The organism is Micromonospora sp. USAFONa4 (assembly GCF_057197825.1).
Genome location: NZ_CM170072.1, coordinates 4,493,714 through 4,508,394, shown reverse-complemented (window position 1 = coordinate 4,508,394; position 14,681 = coordinate 4,493,714). Strand labels below are relative to the sequence as shown.

Annotated in this window: 13 protein-coding genes; 4 read left to right on the top strand and 9 right to left on the bottom strand. The window is 74.3% G+C overall.

What is annotated here, in order from left to right; genetic code table 11:
* Positions 1-87: 87 nt before the first annotated feature.
* From AC0OO9_RS20040 to AC0OO9_RS20030, 3 genes are read left to right on the top strand one after another with little or no spacing between them, the layout of a single operon-like run.
* Positions 88-642: an NADPH-dependent FMN reductase gene (locus tag AC0OO9_RS20040; RefSeq protein WP_484511550.1), complete on the top strand. Its 555-nt coding sequence runs from the start codon at positions 88-90 to the stop codon at positions 640-642.
* A 29-nt stretch (positions 643-671) separates the two neighbouring features.
* Positions 672-1,682, top strand: a complete 1,011-nt coding sequence (locus tag AC0OO9_RS20035; RefSeq protein ID WP_484511549.1) for an ATP-binding cassette domain-containing protein — start codon at positions 672-674, stop codon at positions 1,680-1,682.
* Complete coding sequence (locus AC0OO9_RS20030; RefSeq protein WP_484511548.1) at positions 1,679-2,530, top strand: ABC transporter permease; 852 nt, start codon at positions 1,679-1,681, stop codon at positions 2,528-2,530. The genes AC0OO9_RS20035 and AC0OO9_RS20030 overlap by 4 nt, the downstream gene beginning before the upstream one ends.
* Before the next feature lie 60 nt (positions 2,531-2,590).
* Here AC0OO9_RS20030 and AC0OO9_RS20025 read toward each other — a convergent pair whose 3' ends face one another.
* From AC0OO9_RS20025 to AC0OO9_RS20000, 6 genes are all read right to left on the bottom strand, one after another.
* Complete coding sequence (locus tag AC0OO9_RS20025; RefSeq protein WP_484511546.1) at positions 2,591-3,898, bottom strand: hypothetical protein; 1,308 nt, start codon at positions 3,896-3,898, stop codon at positions 2,591-2,593.
* Complete coding sequence (locus AC0OO9_RS20020) at positions 3,895-4,419, bottom strand: SigE family RNA polymerase sigma factor (RefSeq protein WP_132233744.1); 525 nt, start codon at positions 4,417-4,419, stop codon at positions 3,895-3,897. Before AC0OO9_RS20020 ends, AC0OO9_RS20025 begins: the two co-directional genes overlap by 4 nt.
* A gap of 94 nt (positions 4,420-4,513) precedes the next feature.
* Positions 4,514-8,005, bottom strand: a complete 3,492-nt coding sequence (locus AC0OO9_RS20015; protein ID WP_484511545.1) for an ATP-binding protein — start codon at positions 8,003-8,005, stop codon at positions 4,514-4,516.
* 130 nt (positions 8,006-8,135) lie between these two features.
* Positions 8,136-8,537, bottom strand: a complete 402-nt coding sequence (locus tag AC0OO9_RS20010; RefSeq protein ID WP_484511544.1) for a hypothetical protein — start codon at positions 8,535-8,537, stop codon at positions 8,136-8,138.
* Positions 8,534-8,794, bottom strand: coding sequence for a hypothetical protein (locus tag AC0OO9_RS20005; protein WP_132233740.1), 261 nt, complete (start codon positions 8,792-8,794; stop codon positions 8,534-8,536). Before AC0OO9_RS20005 ends, AC0OO9_RS20010 begins: the two co-directional genes overlap by 4 nt.
* Positions 8,795-8,810: 16 nt before the next feature.
* Complete coding sequence (locus AC0OO9_RS20000; RefSeq protein ID WP_484511543.1) at positions 8,811-9,497, bottom strand: hypothetical protein; 687 nt, start codon at positions 9,495-9,497, stop codon at positions 8,811-8,813.
* 202 nt (positions 9,498-9,699) lie between these two features.
* On the opposite strand from AC0OO9_RS20000, the gene AC0OO9_RS19995 reads away from it, so the two are divergent.
* Entirely contained in the window at positions 9,700-10,599 is a 900-nt protein-coding gene (locus tag AC0OO9_RS19995) for a cellulose binding domain-containing protein (RefSeq protein ID WP_484511542.1), read from the top strand.
* 61 nt (positions 10,600-10,660) lie between these two features.
* On the opposite strand, the gene AC0OO9_RS19990 is transcribed toward AC0OO9_RS19995, so the two are convergent.
* From AC0OO9_RS19990 to AC0OO9_RS19980, 3 genes are all read right to left on the bottom strand, one after another.
* Positions 10,661-11,566, bottom strand: a complete 906-nt coding sequence (locus AC0OO9_RS19990) for a hypothetical protein (RefSeq protein WP_484511541.1) — start codon at positions 11,564-11,566, stop codon at positions 10,661-10,663.
* Between the two features lie 231 nt (positions 11,567-11,797).
* Positions 11,798-13,174: a M23 family metallopeptidase gene (locus AC0OO9_RS19985; RefSeq protein ID WP_484511539.1), complete on the bottom strand. Its 1,377-nt coding sequence runs from the start codon at positions 13,172-13,174 to the stop codon at positions 11,798-11,800.
* 123 nt (positions 13,175-13,297) lie between these two features.
* Entirely contained in the window at positions 13,298-14,623 is a 1,326-nt protein-coding gene (locus tag AC0OO9_RS19980; protein ID WP_484511537.1) for an AAA family ATPase, read from the bottom strand.
* Positions 14,624-14,681 lie beyond the last annotated feature (58 nt).

Below are 14,681 nucleotides of genomic sequence, written 5' to 3'. Positions count from 1 at the left end.
GCATCGCGCCCCGCCAGTTCCGATCTGGCGGGGCGCTGGCCGCCGTCTCGCGCCCGACGGGTGGAACCGGAGCCGGGAGGGGGAGCCATGACGCCACTGCGCCTCGCCGTGATCATCGGCAGCACCCGGGAGGGGCGGGCGGGCGACCGGATCGGCCGCTGGTTCGTCGACCGGGCGCGGCGGCGCGACGAGTTGGCGGTGACGGTCGTCGACCTCGCCGACCACGACCTTGCCGCGAGCTGCCCGGCTGAGCCGACTCCCGCGATCGGGTCGTTCGTCGCGCAGGTCGCGCGGGCGGAGGCGTTCGTCGTGGTCACCCCCGAGTACAACCACAGCTTCCCGGGCTCGTTGAAACAGGCGATCGACCACGCGTACGACGAGTGGCAGGCCAAACCGGTCGGCTTCGTGTCGTACGGGTGCGGTTCCATCGGCCTGCACGCGGTCGACCAGCTCCGGACGGTCTTCACCGCACTGCACGCGGTCACGATGCGCGACGTCGTCGGTGTCGACCTGCTCGACGGCGCGCCGTCACCCCCGACGGCCGACCGCTGCGAGCGGGCCGCCGACGTCCTGCTCGACCAGCTCCACTGGTGGGGCCTGGCCCTGCGCGAGGGCCGCGCGGCGCGCCCGTACGTCTCCTGAACGTGTGACACCTGAGGAAGGTAGGGAGCATGACACGCACCACCGGCCTGGCCATCGAGGCCGAGGGCCTGACCCGGTCGTTCGGGGACACCCGGGCGCTCGCCGGCATGGATCTCCAGGTCCCCGCCGGCACCGTCTACGGGCTGCTCGGCCCGAACGGCGCCGGCAAGACCACGGCGGTACGGGTGCTGGCGACGCTGCTGCGCCCCGACGGCGGACGGGCCCGCGTCTTCGGGCACGACGTCGTCACCGAGGCCAACAGCGTGCGCGCCCGGATGAGCCTGACCGGCCAGTACGCCTCCGTGGACGAGGACCTGACGGGGCTGGAGAACCTGATGCTCCTCGCCCGCCTGCTCGGGCACCGCAAGCCGGCCGCCCGGGAACGGGCGGAAGGCATGCTCGCCGCGTTCGGCCTGACCGACGCGGCCGACCGGCAGGTCAAGAAGTACTCGGGCGGCATGCGGCGGCGCATCGACATCGCGGCGAGCATCCTCAACACCCCCGACCTGCTGTTCCTCGACGAGCCGACGACGGGGCTGGACCCGCGCAGCCGCAACCAGGTGTGGGAGATCGTCCGGGCGGTCGTGGCACACGGCACGACGGTGCTGCTGACCACGCAGTACCTGGACGAGGCCGACCAGCTCGCCGGCCGCATCGCGGTGGTGGACCACGGCCGGGTGATCGCGGAGGGCACCCCGGGCGAGCTGAAGTCCTCGGTCGGCTCCGGCACCGTCCACCTGCGGCTGCGCGACCCCGGGCGGCGGCCGGAGGCGGAGAAGCTGCTCCAGGCGGCACTCGGCGTGCCGGTGCAGCTCGCACCCGATCCGGTCGCGCTGACCGCGCGGGTCGGCGGCGACGGCAGCGACCTCGACGCCAGCGAGCAGGCGGCCCGCGCGCTCGGGGACCTGGCCCGCGCCGGCATCGTCGTCGACGACTTCTCCCTCGGTCAGCCGAGCCTGGACGAGGTCTTCCTGGCCCTGACCGACCACCCCGCCGTCGCGGCCGACGAGCGGGACGACCAGCTGGAGGCAGCCCGATGACAAACGCCACCACGACCGGGCGGGCCCCGTCCGTCTACGTACCCTCGACGGAGGCGCTCGCCACCGTCCTCGCGCCCGGTGCGCGACCGCCCAGGCCCGGCGCGCTGTCGGCGTCGTTGACGTTCGGCTGGCGCGCGCTGCTGAAGATCAAGCACGTGCCGGAGCAGCTCTTCGACGTGACGGCGTTCCCGATCATCATGGTGCTGATGTTCACGTACCTGTTCGGTGGCGCCCTCGCCGACAGCCCGCGCGACTACCTCCAGTTCTTCCTGCCCGGGATCATGGTGACGAGCGTCGTGATGATCACCATGTACACTGGCGTCGGGCTGAACACCGACATCGAGAAGGGCGTCTTCGACCGGTTCCGGACGCTGTCGGTCTGGCGGCCCGCCCCGCTGGTCGGCATGATCTTCGGCGACGTGCTGCGGTACGTGCTGGCGGCCGTGGTCATCCTCGGCGTCGGGCTGGTGCTCGGGTTCCGGCCCGACGGCGGGCTGACCGGCGTGCTGGCCGGGATCGGCCTGCTGGTGGTCTTCTCGTTCGCGTTCTCCTGGGTCTGGACGTTCTTCGGTCTCGTCCTGCGCAGCGAGAAGTCCGTGATGGGCGCGAGCATGATGGTGCTGTTCCCGCTGACGTTCCTCAGCAACGTGTTCGTCGAGCCCGCGACGATGCCCGGCTGGCTCCAGGCGTTCGTCAAGGTCAACCCGATCACGCAGCTGGTGGCCTCGGTACGCGCCGTCATGTCGGGAACCTCGGACGCGTCGGCGATCATGTGGACGCTGCTGTGGACCGCCGGCTTCCTGGTGGTCTTCGGCACGCTGACCATGTACCGCTACAACCGCCGCTGATCCGGCCGGCGACGGGCACCGCCACGCAGGTGGTGGTGCCCGTCGTCGCACGGCGGCCGGCTAGGAGTCGACCCGGACGGTGCTGGCCGTGCCGCCAGCAGCGGTGACGCGTACCTCGGTGGCGTCGGCGGGTAGCAGCGCCGCGCCGCGCCCGGCGTCGTGCCATTTCCCGGCACCGACCCGGTAGCTCAGCGCCGCGCCCTCGGCGGCGACGAGGACACCCTGCCCGTCGGGCAGCCGCAGCCGCACCGGCAGCGGCGCGTTCCAGTCGACGAATCCGCTGGCCACCGGCTGGAGGGGCGCGCCGGCGTGGGCGAGCAGGGCGATCGCGCGGGTGGGATCGTCGTCGTACTGGTGGCTCTCGAGCAGCAACTGCCGGCCGTCGGGGGTCGCCCCGTAGACGACCAGGTGGGGAGATTCCCCTGCCCGGTGCGTGCCGCCGGGATCGATGTAGGCGGCGAGCGCTTCCGTCTCGTAGACGTTCCTGCCGACCTGCGCGGCGGGGCTGTCGCCCCACACCCGGTCCGCGCCGGGCAGCGTGTAGGTGACCGACCGCTGCGGGCTGGCCTGCCGGTCGGGAAGGAGGATGTCGTTCGCGTTGGCGATGTGGACGGCGGTCGTCGCGCTGACCGGCTTCCTGACCAGGGCGACGGTCACCCTGTCGCGCTGCGGCGGCACCGACAGCACAGCGGCCCCGTCCCGGAACTCCACCCGCTGGAAGGTGCGCTCGATGCGGCCGTCGGCCGCGTACTGGAACGTCGGCGAGAACTCCACCGGCTCCCCGGCGTCGAGCACGACCAGCACGTCGCGTCGCGGCCCGAGCAGCACGGCCTGCCAGCTGCCGTAGCTGCCGGCGTCGGTCACGAACTCCCGCGTCATGACCCGTGGCCCGTCGGCGGTGGGCTCGACGAACGCGGCGTAGCCGATCATCCGCTCGCCGGCCGGCTCCCACACTTCGGGGGTGGCGGTGGTCCGCTGCGCGACGTAGGCGGCGGGACCGGCCGGGGTGTTCCCCGCCCAGACCACGTGCGGCTCGCCTTCGACATCGGTGCCGGTGTCCCCCGCCCCGTCCCGCCACGCCTGCCGGACCTGCCGCAGATACCCGCCGTCGCCGGCCAGGTCGCCGCGGGTGGGTCCGTCGAACAGCGGTGAGGCGACCTCCGCCGCGGCCCCGCCGTCCGCGAGGTGGAGCGCACCGCCGACGGGCACCGCCACCACGGCCGCGCACACGGCGGCCAGGACGGCGCGACGTCGCCGCAACCGGCGACGCCCACCCCGGCGTACGTCGTCGAGCAGGGTCGGCGGGCCGACGAGGTCATCGGTCACCCGACGCAGGGCACCCCGCACGTCACGCTCTTGGATGGTCATCGCGCACTCCCGGTGTGGGTCGGGGCGGACAGGACGAGGCTCGACCCGGCAAGCGCCACCCGGAGGTGGGCGAGGCCCCGGGAGGCGTGGCTCTTCACGGTGCCCTCGGAGCAGCGCAGCGCCCCGGCGACCTCGGCGACCGACAGGTCCTCCAGGTAGCGCAGCACGACGGCGGCGCGCTGCCGGGGCGGCAGGGTACGCAGCGCCGCGACGACCGCCTGGCGCAGCGCGATGTCGTCGGCGTGGTCCCGGGCGACCCCGTCGTTGTCGCCCAACGCCTGCTCCGGCCGCCGCGACCGCCACCGCCACCGGTTGATCGATCGGTTCACCAGGGCCCGCCGGGCGTACGCCTCCGGTGAGGTGCGCAACCGGCGCCACCGCACGTACATCTGCTCCAGTACCTCCTGGAGCAGGTCCTCGGCCGCGTGCCGGTCGCCGGTCAGCAGGTAGGCCACCCGCAACAGCGCCACCGACCGGGTACGGACGAAGTCGTCGAACTCCGTGGCATGCGCCTCTCGCATCTGGCCCCTCCCGGGTCTCTCAGTCAGCAAGACACCGCGGGAAGCTGCGGGGTTTACCGGCGCTCGCCGACGACGAGCGACCGGTGCCCGGGGGCTAGAGGTGCCAGGGCAGTGGCTCGGGCGGGAGGTAGCGGCAGGTGCTGCCCGTGGAGACGGTGTCGCGCAGGTGGGCGGCGAGGCCCGGGTGGCGCTGGTCGAGCTTGCGCAGCGCGTCCCGGATGCGGGCGGTGACCGTCTTGCGGGCCCGCTCGGCCTCGTCACCCAGGCGTCGGCTGCGGCCGGCCAGCCCGGCGGCGGCGCGCAACTCGGCGAGCAGGGCGCCGCGCTCGGCGTCGAGGTCGGCCAACCTCCGCTCGTCGCCGCGTTCGGCGGCCCGGTCGATCTCGTCGTCGAGCCGTTCCAGGTGCCGCCGGTAGCGGGCCTTGGCCTCGTCGTCGAGGACCGGGTCGCCGCCCATCCGGCGGGCCGCGACGAGTTCCGGCCCGGCGGCCGGGTCGAGCAACTCGACCGCCGGGACGTCGACGCCCGGCCGGCTGAGCAGCACGTGCAGGTCGCGCAGCCCCTTCGCGTCGGGCAGGTGCACCACCACGCCGGCGTAGGCGAGCTGCCAGACCGGCCCGTCGCGGCGGAACCCGTACGCCTGGCCCGCTGGCCGCCCGAAGGCGGACGGGTGCGGCGCGGCGGCGACCGCCGGCGCGCCGGGCGACCCGGTCCCCACCGCCGGCACGCCGGGCGACCCGGTCACCACCGCCGGCGCGGCGGGCGGCCCGGCGGTGACGGCCCGCGCCGGAGTTGGGCCGGCGATCGGAGCGACGGCCGACGCCGGTCGCGGACCGGCGACCGCGGCGACGACCCCCGGCCGGCCGGCGGGCGGCGCCTCGGCCCCCGTCGACGGCGCGCCGGCCAGGCGGCGGGCCGTCGAGTGCATGCCGAGGTCGTCGGCGTCGCGGGCGGTGGTGGCGCGCAGCGCGGCGGCGGACGCCGCGTCGCCGGGACGGTCCCGCCCGGTCAGCGCGTCGGCCAGCGCGGCGCGGGCGAGGACCGACCACGGGCGGGCCCCCAGCCGGTCGGCGGAGTCGCGGGCGGCGCAGAAGCCGGTCACCGCGTCTTCCCAGCGTTCCTGCGCGGCGTCGACGAGGGCCAGCCAGTGGTCGACGGGGCCGCTGAGGTCGCAGCCGAACATCGCCGACATCCACTGCCCGCGGTGCGGTCGCAGCGCGTCGCGGGCCTCGGCGCAGCGCCGGGGGTCGCGACTGACGGCGGCGACCCCGGCGCGCAGCCGCAGCCACAGCGGCGACATCGATCCCGGGTACGTCGTGCCGGCGGACTCGATGCCGGCGACCACCCGTCGGGCCGTCTCGACGTCGCCGCGCTCGGCCGCGGTGATGCCCCGGACGAGTTCCGGATGGGGGTAGCCGGTCGAGGGCAGCTCGTCGAGCAGGGCGTCGACCTCGTCGGCCCGGCCCTGCAGATGCAGCCGCGACCAGCGCAGGTGGTGGCCCATGAAGGCGAAGTCGGAGTGGTCCCACTCGGTGAGGGCGGTCAGCTCGCCGACCAGTTCGTCGGAGCGGGCGAAGTCGCCTCGGAAGGCCGCGACGATGGCGTCGTCCATCGTGGCGGCGGCCCGGTACCGGGCGTCCCCCTGGCGGGCGCCGGTGACGAAGGTGGCGAGTTCGTCCTGGTAGCGGGGGTCGCCCAGCTCCAGCAGGGCGACCCAGCGCAGCGCGGTCGCCCAGAGCGCCGTCTCCCGGTCGCCACCGCGGCGCGCCACGTCCCGGATCTCGGCGGTGATCGCGGCCCGGTCGCGGGCCGAGCCCAGCCCCCAGGTGGTGTCGTGGCGGGCCCACAGGCTGAAGGTGAGCGCCTCGTCGTCGTGCCCCCGTCGGGCCAGGGACTCCGTGGCGGCGATCAGGTCGGCGACCATCGTGCCGACCGGCACGGCGCCCGCGGACCCGCCGATCAACCGCCGGTACGCCTCCCGCAGCACGCCCTCCGGGTCGTCGAGCCGCCCGGGGCCGTCGGCGTGGCGGCGGTGGACGACGAGGGCGACCCGGGCCAGCACCACCGGATCGTCGGCCGCCACGGCCAGCGTGGTGGCCTCGGCGAGCAGCCGCCGGGCCTCGTCGCCCGCGCCCGAGTGGTGCAGCAGCTCGCCCAGCTCGATCATGATCTTCACCCGTCGGGCCGGGTCGTCGGCGACGTCGAGCGCCCGGCGGAAGTGGACCACCGACTCGTCGATGGCCAGCCGGCCGGTCGCGGCGCGGGCCGCGGCGACCAGCAGCTCGGCGGCGCGGGACGGGTCGAGGTGGGCGCCGGCGAGGTGGGCGTGCCGGGCCAGGTCGGCGGGGATCAGCCGCTCGGCGAGCGCCGGCGCGCCGTCGACGGCCCGGACGACCGCCGCGTGCCGGGAACGCCGGTCGTCGTCGGGCAGCGCGTCGTAGAGGGTCTCCCGCACGAGGTCGTGCACGAAGGCGAACCGGCCGCCGCCACGGGACACCACGAGCCGGGCCGTCGCCGCCCGGTCGAGCAGCCGGTCGGCCTGCGCCGCCGGCAGGCCCGCGCAGGCGGCGAGGACCGGCCGGTGGAACTCCCGGCCGAGCACGGCGGCGGCGGTGAGCGCCTCGACGACCGCCGCCGGCAACTGGGCGAGGCGGCCCCGCACCGCCTCCCGTACGCCCGGGGGGATCGTGCCGACCCGGCCGTCGGCACGCCAGATCCGGGCGGTCTGCTCCACGAAGAACGGGTTGCCGCCGGTGCGCCGGTGCACCTCGTCGAGGAGGTCGGCGTCGGGTGCCCGGCCGGCCGTCCGGGTCATCAGCGCGGCCACCTCGTCGCGGGACAGGCCGGTGAGGGTGAGCGTGGTCGCCTTCGCCACCAGCGGCATCAGCAGCCCGCGCAGCGGGTGCTCGGGTGACTCGACCTCGGCGTCGCGGTAGGTGCCGATGAGCAGCAGCCGCTCGAACCAGGTGTGCTGGGCGGCGAAGCGCAGCAGCCGCATCGAGGCGGGATCGGCCCAGTGCAGGTCGTCGAGCACGACCACGACCGGCCGGCGCTGGGACACCGTGACCAGCGCGGTGGTCACCGCGTCGTGCAGCGCGAACTCCTCCTGGTCGACGCGGTCGTCACCGCTCCGACAGCCGGCCGCCTCGCCGGCCCCGCCGTCGACCGCACGCGGGTCGCCGTCGACCGCACTGGCATCGCCGTCGACCGCCCCGGCCGCGCCGTCCGCCGGCTCCCCGGTGGCGCCGCCGGCCGCCTCGCCGAGCAGCGCCGCCAGGGCCGGCTCGGCCGACTCCCGGGCCAACGCCCAGTCGTCGGTCGAGCGGCGCAGGCCGCGCAGCACCTGCACCCAGGGCCAGTAGCCGGGGGCGCTGTCGGAATCCCAGCAGGCCGCGCCGAGCACCAGCGCGCCTCGGCGGCGGGCCTCGCCGGCCGCCGCCGTGACCAGCGTCGTCTTGCCGATGCCGGGTTCCCCGGCGACGAGGACCAGACCGCCGTGGCTGGTGGTCACCCGGTCGATCTCGGCGCGCAGCAGACCCGCGGGATGCTCCCGCCCGATGACGTCCCCGTCGTGCCGCGGATCCATGACGCCCAGACCGTAGCGGAACGGTGGGACATCGCGAGCCCTTTACGCGCGGCGACGCCGCCGCCCGGCCCGTGTGCGCGGCTCCGCCCGGTGGGCGGACCCGCGCACGAGCAGGCGGGCGGCCGGGTGCTCAGCGGGCGTCGGTGACCACGTGGGAGCAGGCGGCGCAGGCGGCCCGGCCCTGCTCCGCGTACCACCGGCAGGTCCGGCGGATCGCGCAGCGCGGCAGGTCGTCCTCCGCCGGACCGGCGACCTCCTGGAAGGACGCCGCCACCCGTTCGCCGAGGCCGCAGTGCGCACCGGTCCAGAAGCCGCACTTCGACGTGACGCACGGGCCGGCCAGCCGGTACCGGGACTCGACCGGGGTGTCCGCGCCGGCCTGGGCGAGGGCGACCTCGGCGGGGAGCGGGGGCGTCACGTAGGCGACCCGCCCCGCCGGAGTGATCATGCCGAGGAACACCGTGGCGTTGGCCGCGGGGGTGCTCGGGCACATCCGCTCCGGCGGGTCCGGCCGGTGGGCGGTGTCCGTCACCGCTGCATCCAGAAGCCGATGTCGTTGATCTTCTGGCCCAGCTCCTCGGCGAACGGGCCGTCGATGACCCAGAGGCCGTACCACTCGGGGCGGAGCTTGATGTTGGCGTGCCCGACGGCGAGCGGGTTGGTCAGCCTCTTGCCGGCGGTGGAGAGGGCGTTGAGGCCCGCCTTCTGGATCTCGCTCGCGATCAGGCTCTGCTGTTCGACGGTCAGGTCGACGCCGTCGACGACGAAACGGAACTCGCTGCGTGCCATGTCCTACCTCCGATGGTCAGTACGAATCGGTCCGCAGCCCGCGCCGCAGACTCGCCCTGGTGAATGCCGCCCAGCCGGAGCGGGTGGTGGGGTCGCCCCCGTGCCCGGCCCGGCTCAGGTGCTCGCGCCAGTCGGTCGCGTCGGCGGCGCGCAGCCCCCACAGCTCCCGGCAGGCGGTGGTCGCGAACGCGACCTGTCCGGCCGAGCCGGTCCAGCCGGCGGAGCCGTCGGCCACCCGCAGCGCGCCGCCCGCCTCGACGCGTACCGACGGGAAGTGGTGGTGCAGGCTGGCGAGGGTGGCCAGGTGGGCGGCGTCCGGGCGCCCGGCGGCGAAGGCGTCGCGCGTCTCGTCGTCCCGGGTGACCCGGATGGCGTGCAGCGTGAACGCGTCGCCGTCGCCAACGACCTGGCCCTCGACCTCCGTCGGGGTGCTCCAGATCCGGGGCGAGTTGGCCGACCAGAAGGCCAGCCAGGCGTCGAGGCGTTCGTGGAAGTCCGCCTGGAAGCGGGCCGGTCCGCCGGCGAGCCGGGCGGTGGCGATCCGGTCCCGGGCGACGGGACGCCGGGCCGGTCCTGCCGGGGGCGCTTCCCCGGCGGGTGGCGCGGCGTGTGCGGCGCTGGCTCCGGCGACGGTGGCCGCCGAGGCCGCGGCGGCGCCGAGCAGGATCCGGCGCCGGGAAAGTGGGGAATGGGATTCGTTCATGGCCCGCCTTTCATGGACGGCCTTTGCCACGACACGCTATCGACAGACGTAGATCAAAAGAGACGTCGCTCTATCGGTGAACCGACATGAAAACCGGTGATCGACGGCGGCGGAATCCCGCACACTGTGCACTGCGCCCCCGCCGGCCGGACGGCCGCCTAACGATTGATAAGCATCCATCAGCACTCGTAGCATCATCGCCATGCGTGCCCGTCGCGTCACCCTCGCCGTCTTCCTCGCCGCGCTGCTCGGTCCGTTCGCCGTCGGCGCCGCGCGGGCGGACGACGCCCCGGCGCTCACCACCCCCGGCAGCCCCGTCGTCGTGGTCGACGAGCCCCACCGCCTCACCCTCTCCTGGACGCCCTCGACCTGGGTGGGCGAGCCGGCCGGCGAGGAACCGATCACGTACGAGGTGCGGGCGCGCCTGGGCCCGTACGTCTACCGGAGCCTCGGCAGCACCACCGCCACCACCCTGACGCTGACCAACCTGGCACCGGGCAGCGAGTACCGGCTCGTCGTCAGCGCCTACACCCTCGGCGGCTACTCCGACCCGTCCCCCGTCACCCCGGTCCGCACCGCGTACGGGCGGGCCAAGGTCAGCTACCTCAACCTCGACTGGTCGCCGACGGACAACCAGATCCAGCACGTCCTGAAGGTCACCAACACCGGCACGGGGCCGCTCGACCTCACCGCCGTGCGGGTGCGCTACCACCTGACCTTCGAGGGCGGCGACACCTCGCTGGTGCCGAACTGCGACTGGGCGGCGCTGGGCTGCGACCGGATCCGCCGCGACGTGACGTTCTTCCCGCCGCCCCTGCCGCCCGGCGGCCCGCCGACGCCGACACCCACCCCGACGCCGACCCGGTACCCGCTGCCGGGCACGCCGGTCCCCGGCTGGGTGGAGCTGACCTTCACCGGGGGCGTCCTCGCCCCGGGCGCGTCGTCCGGGCCGATCCAGCTGCGCCACCACCGGCCCGGGTGGACCGACATCGACGAGCGCGACGACCCGAGCTGGCGCGCCGCCACCGGCCAGTGGACCGACAACAGCCGGATCACCCTCGACGTCGACGGTGTACGCGAGTTCGGTGACACGTTCGCCTGACGAACACCGGCCGGTGGCGCCACCCCGGATCGGGGCGGCACCACCGGCCGGCGCCGAGTGACTACGCCGTCGCGCAGATGGCGTACGCGGTGCTGGTCCAGTTGCCGGTGAACGTGTCCTCCTCGTACGCGCCGACGGTGGCGGTGGCCGGCGCGGCGGCCGGGCCGCCGTTGGGGCGGAAGTCGTCGACCACGCCCTCGCCCGTGACGCCGTTGAGCTCGTAGCCGGCGCCGGTCAGCACCTTCCCGACCGGGCAGGCCGCAGCGGTGCTGTGGAAGTCGTTCGAGTCGCTGGGGCTCACCGCGGAGGCGCGCACCAGGCCGGCGAGGGGGTTGGCGCAGATCGCGTACGCCGTCGCGGACCAGTTGCCGGCGAACGCGTCGGCCTCGTACGCGCCCACGAAGACCGAGGTCGGCGCGGCGGCCGGGCCGCCGTTGGGGCGGAAGTCGTCGACCACGCCCTCGCCCGTGACGCCGTTGAGCTCGTAGCCCGTCCCGGTCAGCACCTTGCCCACCGGGCAGGTCGCCGTGACGCTGCGGAAGTCGGCCGAGTCGCTGACGCTGGTCGCGGCGATCCGCACCAGACCGGCGACCGGGTTGGCGCAGATGGCGTACGCGGTGAGGGACCAGTTGCCCGCGAACGCCTCCGCCTCGTACGCCCCGACGGTGACGGCGGTCGGCGCGGCGGCCGGGCCGCCGTTGGGGCGCAGGTCGTCGACCACCGCCTCGCCGGTCGCCCCGTTGAGCTCGTAGCCCGTCCCGGTGAGGACCTTGCCCACCGGGCAGGTCGCCGTGACGCTGCGGAAGTCGGTCGAGTCGCTGGCGCTCGTCGCGGCGATCCGCACGAGGCCGGGGACGGCGGCCGAGGCGGGTGCGGCGGGGACGACCACCCCGGTCGCCACGGCGACGCCGAGGATGAGGGTGAACGCGTGGGGTCGGAGCCGGCGGGCTGCTGCCTGAGCTGACATGGAATTCTCCTGTCTGTCGCCTCGGCGGTGGCCTCCCGCAGGTGTCGGGTGCGACCGTGACGAGGCGCTGCGATTGACGCGCTCACGCTATGTAGTCGCCCGAACAGGCATTATCTCCAACATGACTACGTCAAGTAGTCGACTGATCGCCCTCGCTCGGGCCGCCACGCCCGCCGGCTCCTTGATCACCGGCGGGCGGGCGGCAGGCGGAGCCATGGTCCGCTCGCACCGTCAGGCGGTGTAGAGGATCTTCACCCCGTTGAGGCTCGTCGCCGAGACGGTCGTGCCGCGGACGCCGGAGTTGAGGTTGCGCCAGCCGTTGTTGCTCGCCGCCTCGTGGACCATGCCCCCGGCCACCGTGTAGACGTGCTTGACGCCGTTGAAGTTGATCGCAGCCAACGCGTCGGGGCTGATCCCGGAGATGTTGGAGTTCAGATTGCGCCAACCGTTGTTGCTCGCCGCCTCGTGGACCGTACCCCCGATCACGGTGTAGACGATCTTCACGCCGTTGAGGTTGATCGCAGCCAACGCGTTCGGGCTGACCCCGGAGATGTTCGAGTTCAGGTTGCGCCAACCGCTGTTGCTCGCCGCCTCGTGGACCGTACCCCCGGCCACCGTGTAGACGATCTTCACACCGTTGAAGTTGATCGCAGCCAACGCGTTCGGGCTGACCCCCGAGATGCCGGTGTTCAGATTGCGCCAACCGTTGTTGCTCGCCGCCTCGTGGACCATCCCCCCGATCACGGTGTAGATGTACTTGACGCCGTCGACGTGGATCACGGCGAGCGCGTTGTTGCTGACCCCCGAGATGCCGGTCCACAGGTTGCGCCACCCGGTGTCGCTGGCCGCCTCGTACACCCGGCCGTCGTTGACCGTGTAGAGCAGCTTGTTGGTGCCCATGACCATCGACGCGGTGGTCGAGCCGGTGATGCTGTTGACCGGCAGCATCTGCCAGCCGCTGTGGCTGCCGGACTCGTACACCTGGCGGTTGGAGCTGACCTGCCCGCAGTTCTGGCTGGTCATGTTCCGGGCCGACGAGACGGGACCGGAGACGTAGAGCGGCCCGGTGTTCGGGCTGCCGTCGGACGTGATGCCGGAGGGCACGCCGTTGAAGTACGCCTCGGTCTTGACGCCGTCGCGCGTCTGCTCGTAGTGCAGGTGGGGGCCGGTCGAGTTCCCGGTGCTGCCGACCCGGCCGATCTGCTGGCCGGTCGACACCCACTGCCCGGCGCGCACCGGCGGCGACTCGATCATGTGCGCGTAGCTGCTCCGCCAGCCGCCGCCGTGGTCGATCACCACGTACCAGCCGCCGCCGCTGGTCCAGCCGGCGAACGTGACGGTGCCGGCGTACGAGGCGAGGATCGGCCGGCCGTTGCTGGCCCCGCCGGTGAAGGTCATGTCGATGTCGTAGTCGTCATGCCCGTAGTAGGTGGCCATCCGCCAGGTCTCCCCGCAGGGGAACGGCAGCTGGAAGTTCGGCCGTGGGCCCGCGGCCTGGGCCGGTGCGGCCACGACAGCGATGGCGCCCACCATGGCGAGCAGCACGGCGCCGACGCCGGCGAGTGCCAGGCGGGCCGAGGTGAGGACGCGGGCGGGTAGACCCGTCATAGGGGAAGTTCCCTCCGGAGCCGGATTTGATGTTGATGGATGTTAGGGCAGCCATCGCCATCCGGCGAGAGGGGGCGGACGGTTCCGTCCGGCCGGCGGAACCGGCCGGCGGCGGGGGCCGGGTCAGCCGGCCACCGTCGTGCCGGCGAGCAGGGCGAGGATCGTCTGGTTCGCCTCCCAGCCGTCCGGGAACTTGACCGGCACGTCGAGGTGCACGGTTTCCGTGGACGGGTGGGCGTCCAGCAGCTCCCCGATCCCGGCGCGCGCCACCACGACGCACGCCTGGCGGTGCCGCGACGTCAACACGCAGAGCCGCCCCGACTCCAGGTGGAACGCGGTCGCGTCGCGCCGCCCCGACAGCGGGTGCAGCACGATCGTCACGTCGTACTCCCGGCCCTGGAGCCGGTTGGCGGTGTCGACGGTGATGCCGGCCCCCGCCGGCCCCAGGCGCGCGCGGATGGCGGCGGCCTGGTCGCGGTGGGCGGCCCCGACGGCGATCCGGTCGGCGGTGACCGGCGCGCCCGCCGGCGCGTGCTCGGAGACGGCGACCGCCCCCCGCTGGAGCACCCGCAGCGCCAGGGCCGCGCAGGCAGCGGCGGCCTCCGCATCGGTACGCAGGGTCTGCCGCGCCGGCAGCTCGTGCAGCGCCCAGCCGGTGGCCGCCGCCAGCTCCACCACCCGGTCCAGCGCGTCGCCCCGCCCCGGCTCGGTGAAGCTCAGCGCCCGGTCGGCCGGGCCGGTGCCGGCGCGGAACCCGGTGAACGGGTAGAACGCCGCCGCGACCACCGGCGCCGCCGAGGCCGGCAGCCGCCACGACACCGGCAGCCGGTGCACCGGCAGCTCCGGGTTGTGCCTCAGCAGCACGGCCACCGCCGACTGCATCGGATCCCAGGTCAGGCCCGTCCAACGGCCCGTCTCCACCGTCGAGAACGGATCGAGCTGACCGGGATCGCCGACGAACAGCGCCCGCTCGAACCGCCCGGCCACGCGCAGCAGGGCGTCCGAGCGCATCTGGTACGCCTCGTCGACGATCGCCCACGGCCAGGAGCCCTCGGCGACCGTGGCCCACTTGGCCGCCGTACCGATGATGACGGCCGGACCGCCGAGGTCGGCGACCTTCGCGGCGACCCGGACCGTCTCGTGGCCCCTGACCCGCTCGGACGGCCGGTAGTCGGCGGCGGAGAGCCGGCCGATGCGCAGCTCGGGCGCCTTGCGCGCCAGGCGGTCGATGAGGTCGTCTACCTGCTCGTTGGTCTGCGCGATGATGATCAGCGGTTCGCCGGCGGCGGCCAGCTCGACGGCGGCGCGCACCACCAGTGTCGACTTGCCGGCCCCCGGCGGCGAGTCGACCACCACGCCGCGATGGTCCCCGGAGCGCAGGTCGGCCAGTACGGCGGCGATGACCCGTTCCGCCTCGACCGCCGGCGGCACCTCCAGCCCGGAGCGCATCGATTCCCCCTCCCCACCGATCACCGGGACACTACGCCTGCCCCACCGCCGAGCGCAC

What these genes read in the sequence shown, in the direction of transcription:
- AC0OO9_RS20035 (WP_484511549.1), top strand. Translation starts at nt 672, where the DNA reads ATGACACGCACCACCGGCCTGGCCATCGAGGCCGAGGGCCTGACCCGG.
- AC0OO9_RS19980 (WP_484511537.1), bottom strand. Translation starts at nt 14,623, where the DNA reads ATGCGCTCCGGGCTGGAGGTGCCGCCGGCGGTCGAGGCGGAACGGGTC.
- AC0OO9_RS20015 (WP_484511545.1), bottom strand. Translation starts at nt 8,005, where the DNA reads ATGGATCCGCGGCACGACGGGGACGTCATCGGGCGGGAGCATCCCGCG.
- AC0OO9_RS20030 (WP_484511548.1), top strand. Translation starts at nt 1,679, where the DNA reads ATGACAAACGCCACCACGACCGGGCGGGCCCCGTCCGTCTACGTACCC.
- AC0OO9_RS20025 (WP_484511546.1), bottom strand. Translation starts at nt 3,898, where the DNA reads ATGACCATCCAAGAGCGTGACGTGCGGGGTGCCCTGCGTCGGGTGACC.
- AC0OO9_RS20000 (WP_484511543.1), bottom strand. Translation starts at nt 9,497, where the DNA reads ATGAACGAATCCCATTCCCCACTTTCCCGGCGCCGGATCCTGCTCGGC.
- AC0OO9_RS19985 (WP_484511539.1), bottom strand. Translation starts at nt 13,174, where the DNA reads ATGACGGGTCTACCCGCCCGCGTCCTCACCTCGGCCCGCCTGGCACTC.
- AC0OO9_RS20020 (WP_132233744.1), bottom strand. Translation starts at nt 4,419, where the DNA reads ATGCGAGAGGCGCATGCCACGGAGTTCGACGACTTCGTCCGTACCCGG.
- AC0OO9_RS19995 (WP_484511542.1), top strand. Translation starts at nt 9,700, where the DNA reads ATGCGTGCCCGTCGCGTCACCCTCGCCGTCTTCCTCGCCGCGCTGCTC.
- AC0OO9_RS19990 (WP_484511541.1), bottom strand. Translation starts at nt 11,566, where the DNA reads ATGTCAGCTCAGGCAGCAGCCCGCCGGCTCCGACCCCACGCGTTCACC.
- AC0OO9_RS20040 (WP_484511550.1), top strand. Translation starts at nt 88, where the DNA reads ATGACGCCACTGCGCCTCGCCGTGATCATCGGCAGCACCCGGGAGGGG.
- AC0OO9_RS20005 (WP_132233740.1), bottom strand. Translation starts at nt 8,794, where the DNA reads ATGGCACGCAGCGAGTTCCGTTTCGTCGTCGACGGCGTCGACCTGACC.